The sequence below is a fragment of the [Mycobacterium] stephanolepidis genome, assembly GCF_002356335.1.
GTDB classification, from domain to species: Bacteria; Actinomycetota; Actinomycetes; order Mycobacteriales; family Mycobacteriaceae; genus Mycobacterium; species Mycobacterium stephanolepidis.
Genome location: NZ_AP018165.1, coordinates 4505288 through 4519438, shown reverse-complemented (window position 1 = coordinate 4519438; position 14151 = coordinate 4505288). Strand labels below are relative to the sequence as shown.

The following is a 14151-nucleotide window of genomic DNA, read 5'->3' as shown; positions in this document are numbered from 1 at the left end:
AGCATGAGTGTGTTCATCCGGTGAGAGCTTTCCGCGCCATCCTTGCCGTGCAGCTGGGTTTTCATCCAAGGTGTCGGTGCGCCTGGAGCGCCAACAAGTGGACGCCCTGTTGGGTTTGGAGGTGGTTGTGAGCGATAGACGTATCGTCGAGCAGCGCGGTCTGTGGTTCGAGGAATTCGAGTCCGATGTGCTGTACGTGCACCGACCCGGACGGACGATCACCGAGGCCGACAACGTTTTGTTCACCACGTTGACCATGAACACCCAGGCTTTGCATCTCGATGCGGCGTTCTCGGAGGCGCTCCCGCCGTTCAATCAGCGGCTGGTGAACTCGATGTTCACCCTCGCGACGTTGGTCGGGTTGTCGGTCGCGCAACTGACGCAGGGCACCATCGTCGGAAACCTGGGATTCTCCGATATCGCTTTTCCCAAACCGCTGTTCCACGGTGACACGCTGTATGCGGAGTCAGAGGTGATCGGCAAGCGCGAATCCACGAGCCGCCCGGGCGAGGGCATCGTGACCTTCGCGCATACCGGCAGAAATCAGCACGGCGACGTGGTGGCGACGGCATCGCGAAAGACCATGGTGCGTAAACGGCCCGGAGGGCAGCAGTCATGACACTCCTGGATGCCGGGCCGGGCTGGCTCTTCTGCCCGGCCGATCGCTGCGAACGCTTCGAAAAGGCCTCCGCAGCAGCAGATGTGGTGATTCTTGATCTTGAGGACGGGGTTGCCGCCGCCGACCGCCCCGCAGCCCGCGACGCCCTGATCAATACCCCACTGGATCCCGGTCGTACGGTGGTGCGCCTCAACCCGGCCAACACCGCCGATCATCGGCTGGACCTCGAGGCGCTCGCGCGGACCGAGTACAAAACCGTCATGCTGGCCAAGAGTGAACACGCGGATCAGGTCGCGGCGCTGGCGCCGTTGCGCGTGGTGGTCCTCGCCGAAACCCCACTGGGAGCCCTCAACGTCGCGGAGTTGGTGCGGCCCGAGAACGTTGTCGCGGCGATGTGGGGTGCCGAGGATCTCTTTGCCGCGACGTGGGGCACGAACAACCGTTGGCCAGACGGCAGCTACCGCGATGTGGCGCAGCATGTGCGCTCGCAAACTTTGTTGGCGGCAAAGGCATTCGGTCGGATGGCCCTGGACTCGGTGTACCTGGACATCAAGGGGCTTGATGGTCTGCGAGTGGAGGCAGATGACGCCGTGGCCGTCGGATTCGATGCCAAGGTGGCGATTCATCCCACGCAGGTAAGCGTCATTCGCTCGGCCTACCGGCCGGCCGCCGAGCGGGTGCGTTGGGCGGACGGCGTGCTCGAGTTGGCGGGCCGGGAACGCGGTGTCTTCCAGTTCGAGGGCGCCATGGTCGATGCGCCCGTACTCCGGCGAGCGGAGCGAATCATCCGACTGAGCACGGTGGCTGGCGGGAGGCACGGGTGAGAAGCGTTCGACGACAACGTGCGGAAACAGCGGGTGCAGGCTGGGATGAGTCGTTACATTCGTGTTCGGTCTATGTGGTGAAAGCGAGACGATGAAGTCCTATGACGCCGGGCCGTCGACGTCCCCGATCATCGAGGAGACGATCGGGGAGAACTTCGAGCGCATCGCCGGTACGTATCCCGACGCCGATGCCCTAGTCGATGTCGCGAGTGGACGCAGATGGACATACCGGGAGCTCGACGCCGACATCAATCGCATTGCGCGCGGCCTTATGTCACGTGGAATCGCCGCTGGGGACCGGGTGGGTATCTGGGCGCCGAACTGTCCCGAATGGGTCCTGGTGCAGTACGCGACGGCAAAGATCGGCGCGATACTGGTCAATATCAATCCGGCCTACCGAACCCATGAGCTGGCCTATGCGCTCAATCAGTCGGGGGTTCGCACGCTGATCTGTGCTACGGCGTTCAAGTCCTCCGATTACGTCACGATGGTGGACCAGGTTCGCCCCGAGGTGCCGTTGCTGGTGGACGTGTTGTTCATCGGAACCTCCGACTGGGCGGATCTGATTGCGGGAGCAGGGCGGGTCTCCGAAGAGGCGTTGCGCATCCGGATGTCGCAGCTGTCCAACACCGATCCCATCAACATCCAGTACACCTCGGGGACAACGGGTTATCCGAAGGGCGCGACGCTGTCGCACCGAAACGTGGTCAACAACGGATACTTCGTGGCCGAGTCGATTCATCTGAAAGCCGGCGATCGGCTGTGCGTCCCGGTGCCCTTCTATCACTGCTTTGGAATGGTCATGGGCAATCTCGGATGTACGACGCACGGCGCCACCATCGTGGTCCCGTCGCCGGGATTCGATGCGGCGCGCACGCTCGATGCCATCGAACGTGAGCGCTGTATCGGGGTGTACGGAGTGCCCACCATGTTCATCGCGATGCTCGCGGACCCTGATTTCGCGCAGCGTGACCTGTCCTCACTGCGGGCGGGCATCATGGCGGGTTCGGTGTGTCCTGCGGAAGTGATGAAGCGGTGTATCGATGAAATGCACATGGTGGGTGTCGCTATCGCGTACGGCATGACGGAAACCTCGCCGGTCTCCTGTCAGACGCTCTTCGATGACGATCTGGATCGTCGCACCACGACTGTCGGCCGTGCGCACCCGCACGTCGAGATCAAGGTTGTGGACCCCGGGACCGGAGAAACGGTAGAGCGCGGACACTCCGGTGAGCTGTGCACGCGCGGCTATTCGGTGATGCTCGGTTACTGGAACAACGAGGAGTACACCGGTGAGGTGATTGACGCCGACGGATGGATGCATAGCGGGGACCTGGCCGTGATGCGAGACGATGGCTACTGCACCATTATTGGGCGAATCAAGGACATGGTGATTCGTGGCGGCGAAAACATCTATCCGCGCGAGATCGAGGAGTTTCTGCTCACCCATCCCGACATCGAGGACGTCCAGGTCGTTGGGGTGCCGGACGAGAAGTACGGCGAAGAATTGTGCGCGTGGGTTCGGATGAGGACAGCCCGCACGATCTTGGACGTCGCCGCTGTACGTGCCTTCGTCACGGGGCGCCTTGCCCACTACAAGATTCCGCGCTACGTGCACGTGGTGGAGAGCTTCCCCATGACCGTGACCGGGAAGGTGCGCAAGGTCGATTTGCGGGCGCAGGCGATCGAAATTCTGGGGTTACGCGAGCCGGACCGAGCACATGGGGGGTAACGCGTACGAGCGGTTCGTCGAGCACGTCTCGCGACGGTATGGGCTGTCACTGAACGACTACGACGATGTGTGGCGCTGGTCCGTTGATTCTGTACCGCAATTTTGGCGCGCATTGTGGGAGTTCTTCGATGTTCCGGGACGCGGGCTGCGTGATGGTGATGACGGCGTGCTCGCCGGTTCGGTGATGCCGGGGGCGCAATGGTTTCCGGGCACGGAGCTCAACTATGTGAGCCCGATGCTGCGCCATGCACATCTCGATGGGGCGGCCATCGTGGGTGTGGATGAAGCGGGCGAGCGCATCGAGGTCAGCTGGCGTGAATTGCCCGGCAGGATCGGTGCGGTGGCCGCAGCGCTGCGTCGGCTGGGGGTCGGCCGCGGTGATTGCGTGGCCGCGTATCTGCCGGATGTGCCCGATGCGATGGTCGCCTTCCTGGCCACTGCGGCGGTCGGTGCGGTGTGGGCGGGATGTGGCCAGGACTATGCCCCCGAGGGGGCGGCCGCGCGGTTGGGTCAGCTCAATCCAAAGGTGCTCATCTCCGGTCCCGGATACCAGTACAACGGCCGCTGGGTGGATAAGGCGGCCGACACCGCCGAACTACACCGTCTGTTACCCGGCACTCCCGCGCTGATGGTCGAATTACCCACGGACAGTGAGGACCCCGTGGTCGACATGGTGCCGTTCGATCATCCGATCTGGGTCTTGTTCAGCTCGGGCACCACCGGTAAGCCCAAGGGGATTGTGCACGGCCACGGCGGCATGCTCCTGGAGCATCTCAAAGGGGTGGGGCTGCACTGCGATCTAGGCCCGGGCGACGTGTTCTTCTGGCAGACCGCGTTGTCGTGGATGATGTGGAACTTCCGGTTGAGTGCGCTGCTGGTCGGCGCCACGGTGGTCTGTTACAGCGGACATCCGCTGTATCCCAACGCGGATCGGCTGTGGGAGCTGCTGGGTTCCGAAGCGGTGAGCTATTTCGGGACCAGTCCCGGACACCTGCAGGCAACCAAGAAGGCGAAACTGGAGCCGGCTGCCGAGTATGACCTGAGTGCACTGAAGACGTTGGGAAGCAGCGGATCTCCTCTCTCGCCGGACCTGTTCGATTGGGTGCGTTCGCATGTCGGAGTCACGGTGTCGTCTCTGTCGGGAGGCACCGACGTGTGCACCGCCTTCGCCGGCGGTACGCCGGGAGTGCCCGCGTATCCCGGCGAGTTGCCCGCCCGCTATCTGGGGGTGGACCTGCGCAGTTGGTCACCCGATCGCAGGTCTCTCGTCGGGGAGGTGGGCGAGATGGTGATCTTGCAACCCATGCCGTGCATGCCCATCCGATTCTGGGATGACGACGATGGATCACGCTATCGGGCTGCCTATTTCGAGCATGAATGGGCCGATGGTCGCCACCCCGGAGTCTGGCGCCATGGCGACTGGGTCACGGTCACCGAGCACGGATCGCTTGTCATCCACGGGCGCAGCGACGCCACCTTGAACCGGAACGGAATCCGGATGGGCTCGGCGGACATCTACGAGGTCGTGGAGTCCATGGACGAGATCGCCGAGGCATTCGTCCTCGGCGTCGACGGACCCGGCGGCGCGTACTGGATGCCGCTGTTCGTCACCATGGCGCCGGGGCACACCTTCGATACCGACCTGGGCGCGCGGATCGCACGGCAGATTCGCGCCCGCTTGTCGCCGCGGCATGTCCCCGACGAGGTGATCGAGGCGCCGGGAATTCCTCACACCCGAACCGGCAAGAAGCTCGAGGTCCCCATCTGTGGGGTACTCGCCGGACGTATTGATGTGTCATTGGATCCGCGCTCCATCGACAATCCGGATCTTGTTGATTGGTACGGCGAGCAGGGCCGCGGTCACCGCTGGTAGCGGCGCTAGAGCTTTTTCTAGCGGTCGAAGGCGACGGTTAATGTGTCCGACTGCGGCAGTGATTGGCACGCCAGCCGTACGCCGTGGCGGATCTCGTGGTCATCGAGGATGTCGTTGACCTGCATTGTCACTTCCCCCTCGCGAAGGGTGTAGGAGCAACCGCCGCAGTTCCCCTCTCGACAGACGTAGGGCGCATCGATTCCGAGGCCCAGGAGCACGTCCAGAAGGATCTGTGTTTTCGGCCAGCAGATCTGGTGGGTGTCGCCATCGATCTCCACGGTGGCGCTCACCGCATCGGGATCGGCCGGTGCGGTCGCGACAACTGGTGCCGCGGCGAAGGCGTCGGTGCTCAGCGACACGAAGATCTCGCGATGGATGTTCTCACGGGCCAGTCCGGTATCGCCCAGCGCGGCTGCCGCCGCATCCATGAAAGGGGCTGGGCCACAGAGATACGCGGCGGTGCCGGGGACTGGCGCGGGGAGCAGCGCGCGCAGGCCGTCCGGGGTCGGCAGACCGGCCTCCGCCTCGATCCAGTGCACGATCGTCAGGCGGCTCCCGTACTTCGATTGCAGTGCCGCCAGCTCGGCGTCGAAGATCACCGAGTCGCGGTCTCGGTTGGCGTAGACGAGGACGGCATTCTGTGCGGAGGTGGAGAGCACCGTACGGATCATGGACATGATAGGCGTGATGCCGCTGCCGGCCGCGATGAATATGGGAACTGCCGCGGTATCGCGAAGGGTGAATGTTCCTGCAGGGCGAAGTGATTCAAGGACCATCCCGGCGTGAGCGTTATCGCACAGCCAGTTCGATGCCTGGCCGCCGGTTGTGCGTTTGACGGTGACCTTCAGATGTTCGTCGAGGTCTGGCGCACTGGAAAGCGAGTAGCACCGGGAGATGGCTGCGGCGTCGCTACCGGCCGGCACGCGCAGGGTCAGGAACTGTCCGGGTCTATAGGTGAATTCCGTTTCGGCGTCCTGCGGTGCGGCGAACACGATGGAGACTGCGTCGGGAGTCTCGGTGATGACTTCAAGCACATTCAACGCATAGGCGCTGGGGGTTGTCGCTGCGTGCGTCGTCATGCGAGTTCCTTCCGGTGTGGTGAACAACTCATTGTCACCATGGACTGTGCCTTTGACAAATGGCACAGTTGCTGCTGTTCTATTCTGTCATGGGGTTACTTGATGTCTTCAGACGCCCGCCGATCTCTGTCAGCGCACGAGCAGTGGTCACCGGCGCAGGCAGCGGCATTGGGCGTGCATTCGCCCTCGAGCTGGCTCGTCGCGGCGGGCATGTGATCTGCGCGGACATCGACGGCGAGCGGGTCGCAGAGACCGTGGCCCAGATCGACCGGTTGTCATCGGGCTGCGCGCATGCTGTGACCTGCGATGTGTCGTCACGCGACGATGTAGAAAAGCTGGTCTTCGAGGCGCAGGAGGTCTTCTCCGGGCCACCCACGCTGGTGATCAACAATGCGGGCATCGGAATCGGGGGTAAGCCCGTCGGCGAAGTCGGGCTGGGCGACTGGAACTGGGCTCTGGGCATCAATCTGTGGGGCGTCATCTATGGGTGTGAGCTGTTCACGCCGTTACTCCGCAGCGCCGGGCGCGGCGGAATCATCAATGTCGCGTCCGCTGCAGGATTTGCTGCAGCGCCGGTGATGGGACCGTACAACGTGTCCAAGGCCGGGGTCATGTCGCTGTCGGAGACCCTCGCTGCCGAGCTGAGCGGCACGGGCATCAACGTGACGGTGCTGTGCCCGACTGTCGTCAAAACGAACATTTTCAAGGATGGTCGCCTCACCGGGGTGCAGGTCGGCACATCGGGTCTCGTGGACCGTCTCATCGAGCTCACGGGCTTCTCCCCGGAGCGCGTCGCTATAGACACGCTCGATGCACACGATCGTGGCCGTCTGTATGTGGTCCCGCAAATCGACGCCAAGGTCATCTGGCATTTCAAACGGCACTTCCCCGTACTGCACACGCGCGTTGCGGGCTTGCTTGGCCGCCTTCTTCCCACTCACTGAACTTCGCATTTACCTGACTGAAAGGAAAAATCCTCCATGGCAATGGATCTCGACAACATGCTGCAGATGATCAAAGACAAGCAGTGGTCCCTGGCCGATATCGACTGGGAAGCACCCGGTGCGGAGCTGATCGAGCCCGACCTGTGGGCCAAGCTCAAGCCGTTCATCGCGGATCTGATGTGGATCGAGAACGTCGGCGCACGCGGATTCGCGGCGCTGGCCAAGAAGGCGCCGAATCCCACTCTCAAGAGCATTTACGAGCACTTCCATGCCGAAGAGCAGAAGCACGCCAACGCCGAACTTGCGCTCATGCGCCGGTGGGGCATGCTCGAGAACGACGAGATCCCCTCCCCGAGTATCAATGTGCAGTTGGTGATCAACTGGCTCGACAAGTACTCCGACGGTATGTCGCTGTCGTTCCTGGGGACGGTCATCCCCATGCTTGAGGTCGCCCTGGATGGCGCACTTATCAAGTTCATCACCGACGAGGTCAAGGATCCGATCGCGCAGGAGGCGTTCAAGCGGATCAACTCCGACGAATCGCGACATCTTGCAGTGGATTTCGAGGTCATGGACATCCTCGGCCATGCCAAGATGCGCAAGATGCTCATCGAGTTTGTCGGCGGCTGGCTCAAGCCCAGCCTGCTGATCGGCGTGCTGAGCTATGTTCCGCTGCTCAACAAGATGCGCGACAACATCGTGGCGATGGGTGTCGACGAGGAGCGTCTCTACGGGGCGATGAAACGGTACAAGAGCGTGGGCGAGCGTAACGAGAATGTCCGGCGGCTGCCGAACTACCGCGTCATCTCCTGGCATGCGATGAAGGTGATCAATCGCAAGTCGAAGTACCACATCACCGCTGACTTGCTCGTGAAGTTGACGGGCAGAATTCCCTTGCGGTTGGTGGAGAACAAGCCCACCTGGTCCCAGGAACTCACCTACGAACCCGTCGCCTGAAAGCAGCCAGCATGAACATCTCCGTAGCCATCATCGGTGCCGGCTTTGCCGGCATCGGTGCAGCGATCCGCCTGAAAGACAAGGGAATCACCGACTTCGCGATCTTCGAACGCGGAGACACGGTGGGTGGCACCTGGCGTGATAACACCTACCCCGGGGCGGCGTGCGACATTCCTTCGAGGCTGTACTCCTACAGTTTCGCTCCAAACGCCGAGTGGTCGCACACGTACTCCGGTAGCGGCGAAATCCTGGGCTATATCGACCAGATGGTCGAATCGTCGGCCCTCGGGCCGTACATCCGCTTCGGGCACAACGTCGTCGGCCTCACATATGACGAGGTCGCCGGGGAGTGGACTGTCGAGTTCGAGGGCCAGGAATCGGTGCGGGCACGCACCGTCATCATGGCGTCCGGCCCACTCGCGAATGTGAGCTTTCCGGCCATTCCGGGCCTGGAGAGCTACGAGGGCCACAAGATCCACAGTGCGCGATGGGATCACGATTACGACTTCACCGGCAAGCGGGTGGCAGTCGTGGGCACGGGAGCCAGCGCCGTCCAGATCATCCCGGAACTGGTGAAGTCAGCCGAGATGGTGAAGGTTTTCCAGCGAACACCCGGATGGGTTTTGCCTCGAGTCAACCGCGCCACCGGTGGTCGGCTCAAACAGCTGTATCGCAACTGGCCGCTCAGTCAGCGGCTGGCGCGTGCGGCCTGGTTCTGGGGGCATGAGTCGGTGGCCATGGGTGTCGTGTGGGATACGCCGTTCACCCGTGTAGTCGAGGCGGTCAGCTCCGCGCACCGCCGCATGCAGGTCAAGGACCCGTGGTTGCGCCGGCAGCTGACGCCCGACTTCTCGGCCGGTTGCAAGCGTCTGCTGATGACCAGTGACTACTACCCTGCCTTGCAGGCAGAGAACTGCAAGCTGGTCACCTGGCCCATCGCCCGGCTGGCCCCGAAGGGTATTCGCACGGTTGAGGGTATTGAGCACCAGTTCGACTGCATCGTCTTCGCAACCGGTTTCGACGTGTGTAAGGCCGGTACGCCCTTCCCGGTGACCGGGATCGACGGACGGGACCTGGCCACCGAGTGGTCGGGAGGGGCGTATGCCTTCCGCAGCGTGGCGGTATCGGGCTACCCCAATCTGTTCCTGACCTTCGGGCCCAATTCGGGACCGGGGCACAGCTCGGCGTTGGTGTACATGGAGGCGCAGATCAACTACATCACCGACGCGATCGCGGCGGTGGTCAACAACGGCTGGAAATCGGTGGAGCCCCGCCCCGAGATTCAGGAGAGCTACAACCAGGACATTCAGCGTCGCCTGCAATCCACCACATGGAACTCGGGCTGCCAGAGCTGGTATCTGACGGATGACGGTTTCAACGCGACGATGTTCCCCGGATTCGCCACGCAGTATGTCAACCAACTCAAGAGATTCGACCTGCAGGACTATAAGATCACTGTCTCGAACGCCAGTGACGAACTGATACTGACAGGGCCAGCTTCGAAACCATGACCGAGTACCGGATCGACGACCTCGCGCGGGCATCGGGGACGACGACCCGGAACATCCGTGGTTATCAAGAACGGGGGCTCCTGCCCCGGCCGCTGCGCCGGGGCAGGACAGCCATCTACAACGATTGGCATCTGCGCCAGTTGAGGGCGATTAATCGCCTGCTCGGTGAGGGTTTCACTCTCAAACACATCACGAAGTTCCTCAGTGGGCTGCAGCGTGGCGCCCAGCTCGCCGATGTGCTTGACCTGTCGGATCTCGAGGGCCTGCTCGAGAAGCGGTTCTCCAACGCTGCCCAGGGAAATTTCTCGTTGGGTGAGCTCGAAGAGACGCTCGGCCCGATCGATTCGGCGGTCCTTGCGCGCCTGATCGAGGCCGGGCTGATCCAGCCTGTTGACGGTTCGGATTCGTATCTCGTCACCGATCTTGACACCATTGACAACTTTGCGGCATTGATCTCCCTCGGAATGAGAGTGACCGACTTAGCCGACATTCACGTGAGGACCAACGAGAAGCTCGACGATGCCGCACGGGTGCTCATCGGTGCCGCGCGCGATGAGGTGGCACGTCAACGTGGGCCCGGTTGGGTCCCCTCTACCGACGACGAACTCGCCTGGGCAACAGAACTTATCGGGACGATGCGCCGTGCGGCGACCCATACCTCGCACGCCGCCATGAACCGTGCGCTCGATGATGCGCTGCGCGCCGAGATGGACCTGTACCGGGAGCAGGCGCAGCTGCCCGCTGACCCTTCGTGAGTTGCCGGAAGTCTTGCGCTACACGTAGAAGAAACCGAGCAGGATCGTCAGGACGGATGCGACGTATCCGCCGAAGAGGAACTGCAGCACCAAGGGAGCTTCGCGCAGCTCCATGAAGTAGTTCCCGACCAGCCAGATCTTGACGAAAGTGATGGCGACGATCACCGATGAGATGTTGTGGCCGTGACCTTTTTCGGCGTCGAGCAGTAGCGATATGCACGTTGCGGCAACAAGAACGAGGAATACCAGTATCGCTTTGCGACTGTATGTGAGATTCATGTTCCTAAGCCAGATAGAGAAGTGAGAAGAGCCCGATCCACAAGAGGTCGATGAGATGCCAGAAACAGGAGCCTCCCTCTAGCAGTCGGATGTCCAAACTGGCTGCGGCGCCGCGTGATGCATATGCCATTGCCCCGAGTATGGTTGTGGCGACAATGGTGTGAACCAGATGGATTCCCGTGAAGACGAAGTAGACCATGAAGAAGTGGCTAGTCATGGGACTCAAGCCTTGGCTTGTAACCTCGTGGTATTCAATTAATTTCACGCCGATGAAGCAGACGCCGCTGCCTGCGGCCGCTAGGTAAAAGCGGGCCGCATGTGCTGATCCGTTTCGCGCCTTCTCCAAGCCGAGCACCACGAGTAGTGAGCCACTCAGCAGCAGAAAGGTATTGAGTGCTCCGAGACCAAGGTTCAACAGTGATTGTCCGGAGCTGAACGTCTCTGCTTCGGATGATCGATAGTTTGCGATGACGGCAAAGAATGCCGCGAAGACGATCATGTCGCCGAACAGAAACACCCAGAGTCCGGGCTCTCCGGGGACATGCGGATCTCGCCGGTCGGTCGGGGTTCGCGTGCCGGTTGTCGGATTTCCCGTCATGAGACCGTTGGCTTGAGCTGCTCTCGGCAGGTGGAAACCCCTGTCTGGGCGCGGTAGTCGGACAGAAGTGCCTGCGCGAGCGCAACGAACATCCCTGCCTGGAAGATTGCGGTGGCAACCACCGGGATGTATAGGCCGACAAGGCCGTCGTAGGCAAATGGCCCGTCCTTGAAGAAGATGATCAGCGCTGATCCGGCGAACAGAAGTCCGCACCAGAGGAGGAGATAGGCCGACCAACGTGGCAACGGCTCGCTGCCGGTTTCTGCGCGCAGGATCGCTATCGCCAAGAGCGTGAACAGGACGGTGAACACGGCCCAGGTGAAGAGGAAAATGAACCACCCCAGGTCGTTGAGTGTCTGAGTGATCTGCGGTTCGAGTTGCTCGGGGCGGAATGCGGCCACCGACCACGCGATGAACGGAAGAATCAGTAAAAAGAGCGCGATCGGCATGAGTACCAACGATGCGTAGGTGAACACCGGTGTGCCTCTTTCCGTTCGGCGTAGCCGGGCGAGTACCACCCCCAGTGGCAGCGCAAAGAGCGGCAGGAAGAACAGGGCCACGACGCACCCCAGGCGTATGCGATTCTTGTTCTCCACATAGAACGCCGCCAGCTGGTCAGCGCTCCAGGCCGGGCTTGGTGCGGGTAATGCAAAGCGCGCCAGGAGAATCCATCCGATGACGAATGCCAGTGTGAATCCACCGATTCCGATGGCGGTGAATACGGCCTGTGTGCGGACGTTTGATGACATGTGGGCAGACTCCTCGATACGTGAGCAGAAGATCCAGGGCGGTGGGGGACGGCGATTGCCCGGGATCGGGGATCTCCGGGGTGAGGTCTTGCTGTGCTCAGGCTCTGGATCGACGAGAAGCGATCACGGATACCCGCACCGCTCCGAAGTTGAACTCAAGGTCGGATGACACCAAGCGTGTTGTGTAAAGCCAACTTTGGAACCGATGGCGAGGCCGATGGGGAGCGGATGCACGGCTCATGCGCACCTCCTTGTGCGTCTGTTGGTGCATGCGGGTCGCCAAACCGAACGTATTTACGCTATATGGACAATCGTAAATTGAACAGTCGGTAATATCGGGTATCACACCCTTGCTCACCATGTGACGCCAGTCACATGGCGAGCAGACTTCTCGTGTCAGAGCGCCCGGGAGTGTGCATCCGGAGCGGGTATTGCGCGCCAAGGCGATCGGGATTAGTATACCGATCAGTCTACTTAAATGGTGAAGTGTAAATACGTTGTACGGCAACGTATTGCGGATATGACTCAATGAGGAGAATTTCATGCCTGCACAAGTGGCCAAACGCCCGAGCCTTCTGAAGCTTTTCATCCTGGGGCGCAGTACCGTTGCTTCCGGAAGCCTCTTTGCCCCGTACCTGTTTGCGCGGCTTTTCCGCATGCAGATCGCGGGGACGCCGGCCGTGTTCGCGATGCGGATGTTCGGAATCCGCAACGCGGTACTGGCGCTCGGCCTGGCGCGCCTGGATGCGTTCACCGTGCCCAAGACATTCCTTGGCCTCAATGTGGTGGTTGACGCTGTCGACGCGGTGGCGATTGCCGCGGCCGGGCGTCGGGGCGAAATCAGTAAGTTGACTTCGACTCTCGGCACCACGGTGGCGTTATCGGCTGTGGTGTTGGGTGCCGCCTCGTTGGCTGCGCAACCGGCGCAGCAGGGCTAGCCCCACGGCGAGTAGTCGGCGATCAGCTCCTCCTGCACGGGCCGCTGCGCCTCCGGCACGTGCACCAGGTTGACTCGCACCCGATACCAGATCGAGCTGGGGCCGCGCATTCCGTCAATCAGAATGTCTTGCGGTTCAAGTAATTTAGCTACTTCTGGATATTTGTCCCGCCACACGCCGAACGCGGCCTCAGCCTCCGGCTTGGTCTTGGTTCGCGCAACCTCGACCAGCGGCATGATCGACTGACGCCGACCGTCGCGGGAAGCGCCTTTCGGGGCCTTTTCGGCAGGGCCCAGTTCGGCGGCCAACTCCAGTAGCTGATCCAACGCCCCGGTGCCGGCTTGCCTTTCCACGTCCATGTCCCGCCACGGATCGCCGATCTCGGTGAATCGTTCACGCACGGTGTGCAGGGTGAACTCCGAAGGGCGGCAACGCGCGACCTCGTCCCAGCGCAGCGGCGTCGACACCCGGGCATCGGGGGTCGCACGCACTGAGTACGCCGAGGCCACCGTGCGGTCCTTGGCGTTCTGGTTGAAGTCGACGAACACCCCGTGGCGTTCCTCCTTCCACCACCGGCTGGTCGCCAGCTCCGGGGCGCGGCGCTCCACCTCGCGGGCCACCGTCTCGGCGGCCAGGCGCAGCTCCCGGAACGCCCATCGCGGCGCGATGGGCGCGTAGATATGAAAGCCGCGCGAGCCAGACGTCTTCGGCCATGCCGTCAGCCCGTGGTCTTCAAGAACCTCGCGCACGACGAACGCGACATCGAGGATCTGGCTCCACGGCACCCCCGGGACAGGGTCCAGATCAATGCGCAGCTCGTCGGGATGATCCAGGTCGTCCGCACGCACCGGGTGTGGATTGAGATCGACGCATCCCAGATTGAGCACCCACGCCAACGACGCCGCATCGGTGACAACAGCCTCTCGGGCGGAGGTACCGCGCGCGTAGTGCAGCTCCGCGGAGGCGATCCAGTCCGGCCGCTTCTCGGGCACCCGTTTCTGGAACACCGCCTCCTGCGCGATGCCCTTGACGAACCGCTTCAGAATCATCGGCCGGTCGCGCACTCCGCGTAGCGCCCCCTCGGCGACATCCAGGTAGTAGTGCACCAGGTCGCCCTTGGTGATGCCCGCTGTGTCCTCACCCGGTGGAAAGACCATCTTGTCGGGGTGCGTGATGGTGACCTCGCGCCCCGCGACCTGCAGCACGACGTCTGCCATGGCGTCATCGTAGGGCTGCGCACTGACTTTCCCGGGCGTAGTTGGTGACGTGCCCCCGACCGACCGGTTGGCTGTG

14 protein-coding genes are annotated in these 14151 nt (G+C 62.2%); 9 read left to right on the top strand and 5 right to left on the bottom strand.

Annotation, left to right across the window (positions count from 1 at the left end; all coding sequences use genetic code 11):
- The first annotated feature begins 127 nt into the window (after positions 1-127).
- The 4 genes from MSTE_RS22445 to MSTE_RS22430 all read left to right on the top strand — a co-directional run bounded on the left by MSTE_RS22445 (position 128) and on the right by MSTE_RS22430 (position 5048).
- Entirely contained in the window at positions 128-619 is a 492-nt protein-coding gene (locus tag MSTE_RS22445; RefSeq protein WP_096506271.1) for a MaoC family dehydratase, read from the top strand.
- Positions 616-1443 (top strand): HpcH/HpaI aldolase/citrate lyase family protein, encoded by an 828-nt coding sequence (locus tag MSTE_RS22440; protein WP_096504525.1) that lies wholly within the window; start codon positions 616-618, stop codon positions 1441-1443. The genes MSTE_RS22445 and MSTE_RS22440 overlap by 4 nt, the downstream gene beginning before the upstream one ends.
- 91 nt (positions 1444-1534) lie before the next feature.
- Positions 1535-3175: an AMP-binding protein gene (locus MSTE_RS22435; protein WP_096506269.1), complete on the top strand. Its 1641-nt coding sequence runs from the start codon at positions 1535-1537 to the stop codon at positions 3173-3175.
- Entirely contained in the window at positions 3165-5048 is a 1884-nt protein-coding gene (locus tag MSTE_RS22430; RefSeq protein WP_096504523.1) for an acetoacetate--CoA ligase, read from the top strand. The genes MSTE_RS22435 and MSTE_RS22430 overlap by 11 nt, the downstream gene beginning before the upstream one ends.
- Positions 5049-5065: 17 nt before the next feature.
- Here MSTE_RS22430 and MSTE_RS22425 read toward each other — a convergent pair whose 3' ends face one another.
- On the bottom strand, positions 5066-6127 hold the full coding sequence (locus MSTE_RS22425; RefSeq protein ID WP_096506267.1) for a ferredoxin--NADP reductase: 1062 nt from the start codon (positions 6125-6127) through the stop codon (positions 5066-5068).
- Between the two features lie 89 nt (positions 6128-6216).
- Here MSTE_RS22425 and MSTE_RS22420 point away from each other — a divergent pair, with 89 nt between their 5' ends.
- From MSTE_RS22420 to MSTE_RS22405, 4 genes are read left to right on the top strand one after another with little or no spacing between them, the layout of a single operon-like run.
- Positions 6217-7071: an SDR family NAD(P)-dependent oxidoreductase gene (locus tag MSTE_RS22420; protein WP_231896941.1), complete on the top strand. Its 855-nt coding sequence runs from the start codon at positions 6217-6219 to the stop codon at positions 7069-7071.
- Positions 7072-7107: 36 nt separating this feature from the next.
- Entirely contained in the window at positions 7108-8028 is a 921-nt protein-coding gene (locus tag MSTE_RS22415; RefSeq protein ID WP_070921111.1) for a ferritin family protein, read from the top strand.
- 11 nt (positions 8029-8039) lie between these two features.
- On the top strand, positions 8040-9539 hold the full coding sequence (locus MSTE_RS22410; protein WP_096504519.1) for a flavin-containing monooxygenase: 1500 nt from the start codon (positions 8040-8042) through the stop codon (positions 9537-9539).
- Positions 9536-10294, top strand: coding sequence for a MerR family transcriptional regulator (locus tag MSTE_RS22405; RefSeq protein WP_070921109.1), 759 nt, complete (start codon positions 9536-9538; stop codon positions 10292-10294). Before MSTE_RS22410 ends, MSTE_RS22405 begins: the two co-directional genes overlap by 4 nt.
- Before the next feature lie 18 nt (positions 10295-10312).
- Here MSTE_RS22405 and MSTE_RS22400 read toward each other — a convergent pair whose 3' ends face one another.
- The 3 genes from MSTE_RS22400 to MSTE_RS22390 are packed head-to-tail and all read right to left on the bottom strand — an operon-like array spanning position 10313 to position 11920.
- Positions 10313-10573: a cytochrome C oxidase subunit IV family protein gene (locus MSTE_RS22400; RefSeq protein ID WP_096504517.1), complete on the bottom strand. Its 261-nt coding sequence runs from the start codon at positions 10571-10573 to the stop codon at positions 10313-10315.
- A 4-nt stretch (positions 10574-10577) separates the two neighbouring features.
- Positions 10578-11171 (bottom strand): cytochrome c oxidase subunit 3, encoded by a 594-nt coding sequence (locus MSTE_RS22395; protein WP_096504515.1) that lies wholly within the window; start codon positions 11169-11171, stop codon positions 10578-10580.
- Positions 11168-11920 carry a hypothetical protein gene (locus MSTE_RS22390; RefSeq protein ID WP_070921106.1) on the bottom strand — a complete coding sequence of 251 codons (753 nt, stop codon included), beginning with the start codon at positions 11918-11920 and terminating at the stop codon, positions 11168-11170. Before MSTE_RS22390 ends, MSTE_RS22395 begins: the two co-directional genes overlap by 4 nt.
- A 542-nt stretch (positions 11921-12462) precedes the next feature.
- On the opposite strand from MSTE_RS22390, the gene MSTE_RS22385 reads away from it, so the two are divergent.
- Positions 12463-12858: a hypothetical protein gene (locus MSTE_RS22385; RefSeq protein ID WP_096504513.1), complete on the top strand. Its 396-nt coding sequence runs from the start codon at positions 12463-12465 to the stop codon at positions 12856-12858.
- Here the strand turns inward: MSTE_RS22385 and MSTE_RS22380 are convergent.
- Complete coding sequence (locus MSTE_RS22380; protein WP_162291718.1) at positions 12855-14063, bottom strand: DNA polymerase domain-containing protein; 1209 nt, start codon at positions 14061-14063, stop codon at positions 12855-12857. The two genes, MSTE_RS22385 and MSTE_RS22380, sit on opposite strands and share 4 nt — an antisense overlap.
- Between the last annotated feature and the right edge of the window lie 88 nt (positions 14064-14151).

What these genes read in the sequence shown, in the direction of transcription:
- MSTE_RS22405 (WP_070921109.1), top strand. Translation starts at nt 9,536, where the DNA reads ATGACCGAGTACCGGATCGACGACCTCGCGCGGGCATCGGGGACGACG.
- MSTE_RS22385 (WP_096504513.1), top strand. Translation starts at nt 12,463, where the DNA reads ATGCCTGCACAAGTGGCCAAACGCCCGAGCCTTCTGAAGCTTTTCATC.
- MSTE_RS22415 (WP_070921111.1), top strand. Translation starts at nt 7,108, where the DNA reads ATGGCAATGGATCTCGACAACATGCTGCAGATGATCAAAGACAAGCAG.
- MSTE_RS22425 (WP_096506267.1), bottom strand. Translation starts at nt 6,127, where the DNA reads ATGACGACGCACGCAGCGACAACCCCCAGCGCCTATGCGTTGAATGTG.
- MSTE_RS22430 (WP_096504523.1), top strand. Translation starts at nt 3,165, where the DNA reads ATGGGGGGTAACGCGTACGAGCGGTTCGTCGAGCACGTCTCGCGACGG.
- MSTE_RS22390 (WP_070921106.1), bottom strand. Translation starts at nt 11,920, where the DNA reads ATGTCATCAAACGTCCGCACACAGGCCGTATTCACCGCCATCGGAATC.
- MSTE_RS22400 (WP_096504517.1), bottom strand. Translation starts at nt 10,573, where the DNA reads ATGAATCTCACATACAGTCGCAAAGCGATACTGGTATTCCTCGTTCTT.
- MSTE_RS22440 (WP_096504525.1), top strand. Translation starts at nt 616, where the DNA reads ATGACACTCCTGGATGCCGGGCCGGGCTGGCTCTTCTGCCCGGCCGAT.
- MSTE_RS22410 (WP_096504519.1), top strand. Translation starts at nt 8,040, where the DNA reads ATGAACATCTCCGTAGCCATCATCGGTGCCGGCTTTGCCGGCATCGGT.
- MSTE_RS22435 (WP_096506269.1), top strand. Translation starts at nt 1,535, where the DNA reads ATGAAGTCCTATGACGCCGGGCCGTCGACGTCCCCGATCATCGAGGAG.
- MSTE_RS22420 (WP_231896941.1), top strand. Translation starts at nt 6,217, where the DNA reads ATGGGGTTACTTGATGTCTTCAGACGCCCGCCGATCTCTGTCAGCGCA.
- MSTE_RS22395 (WP_096504515.1), bottom strand. Translation starts at nt 11,171, where the DNA reads ATGACGGGAAATCCGACAACCGGCACGCGAACCCCGACCGACCGGCGA.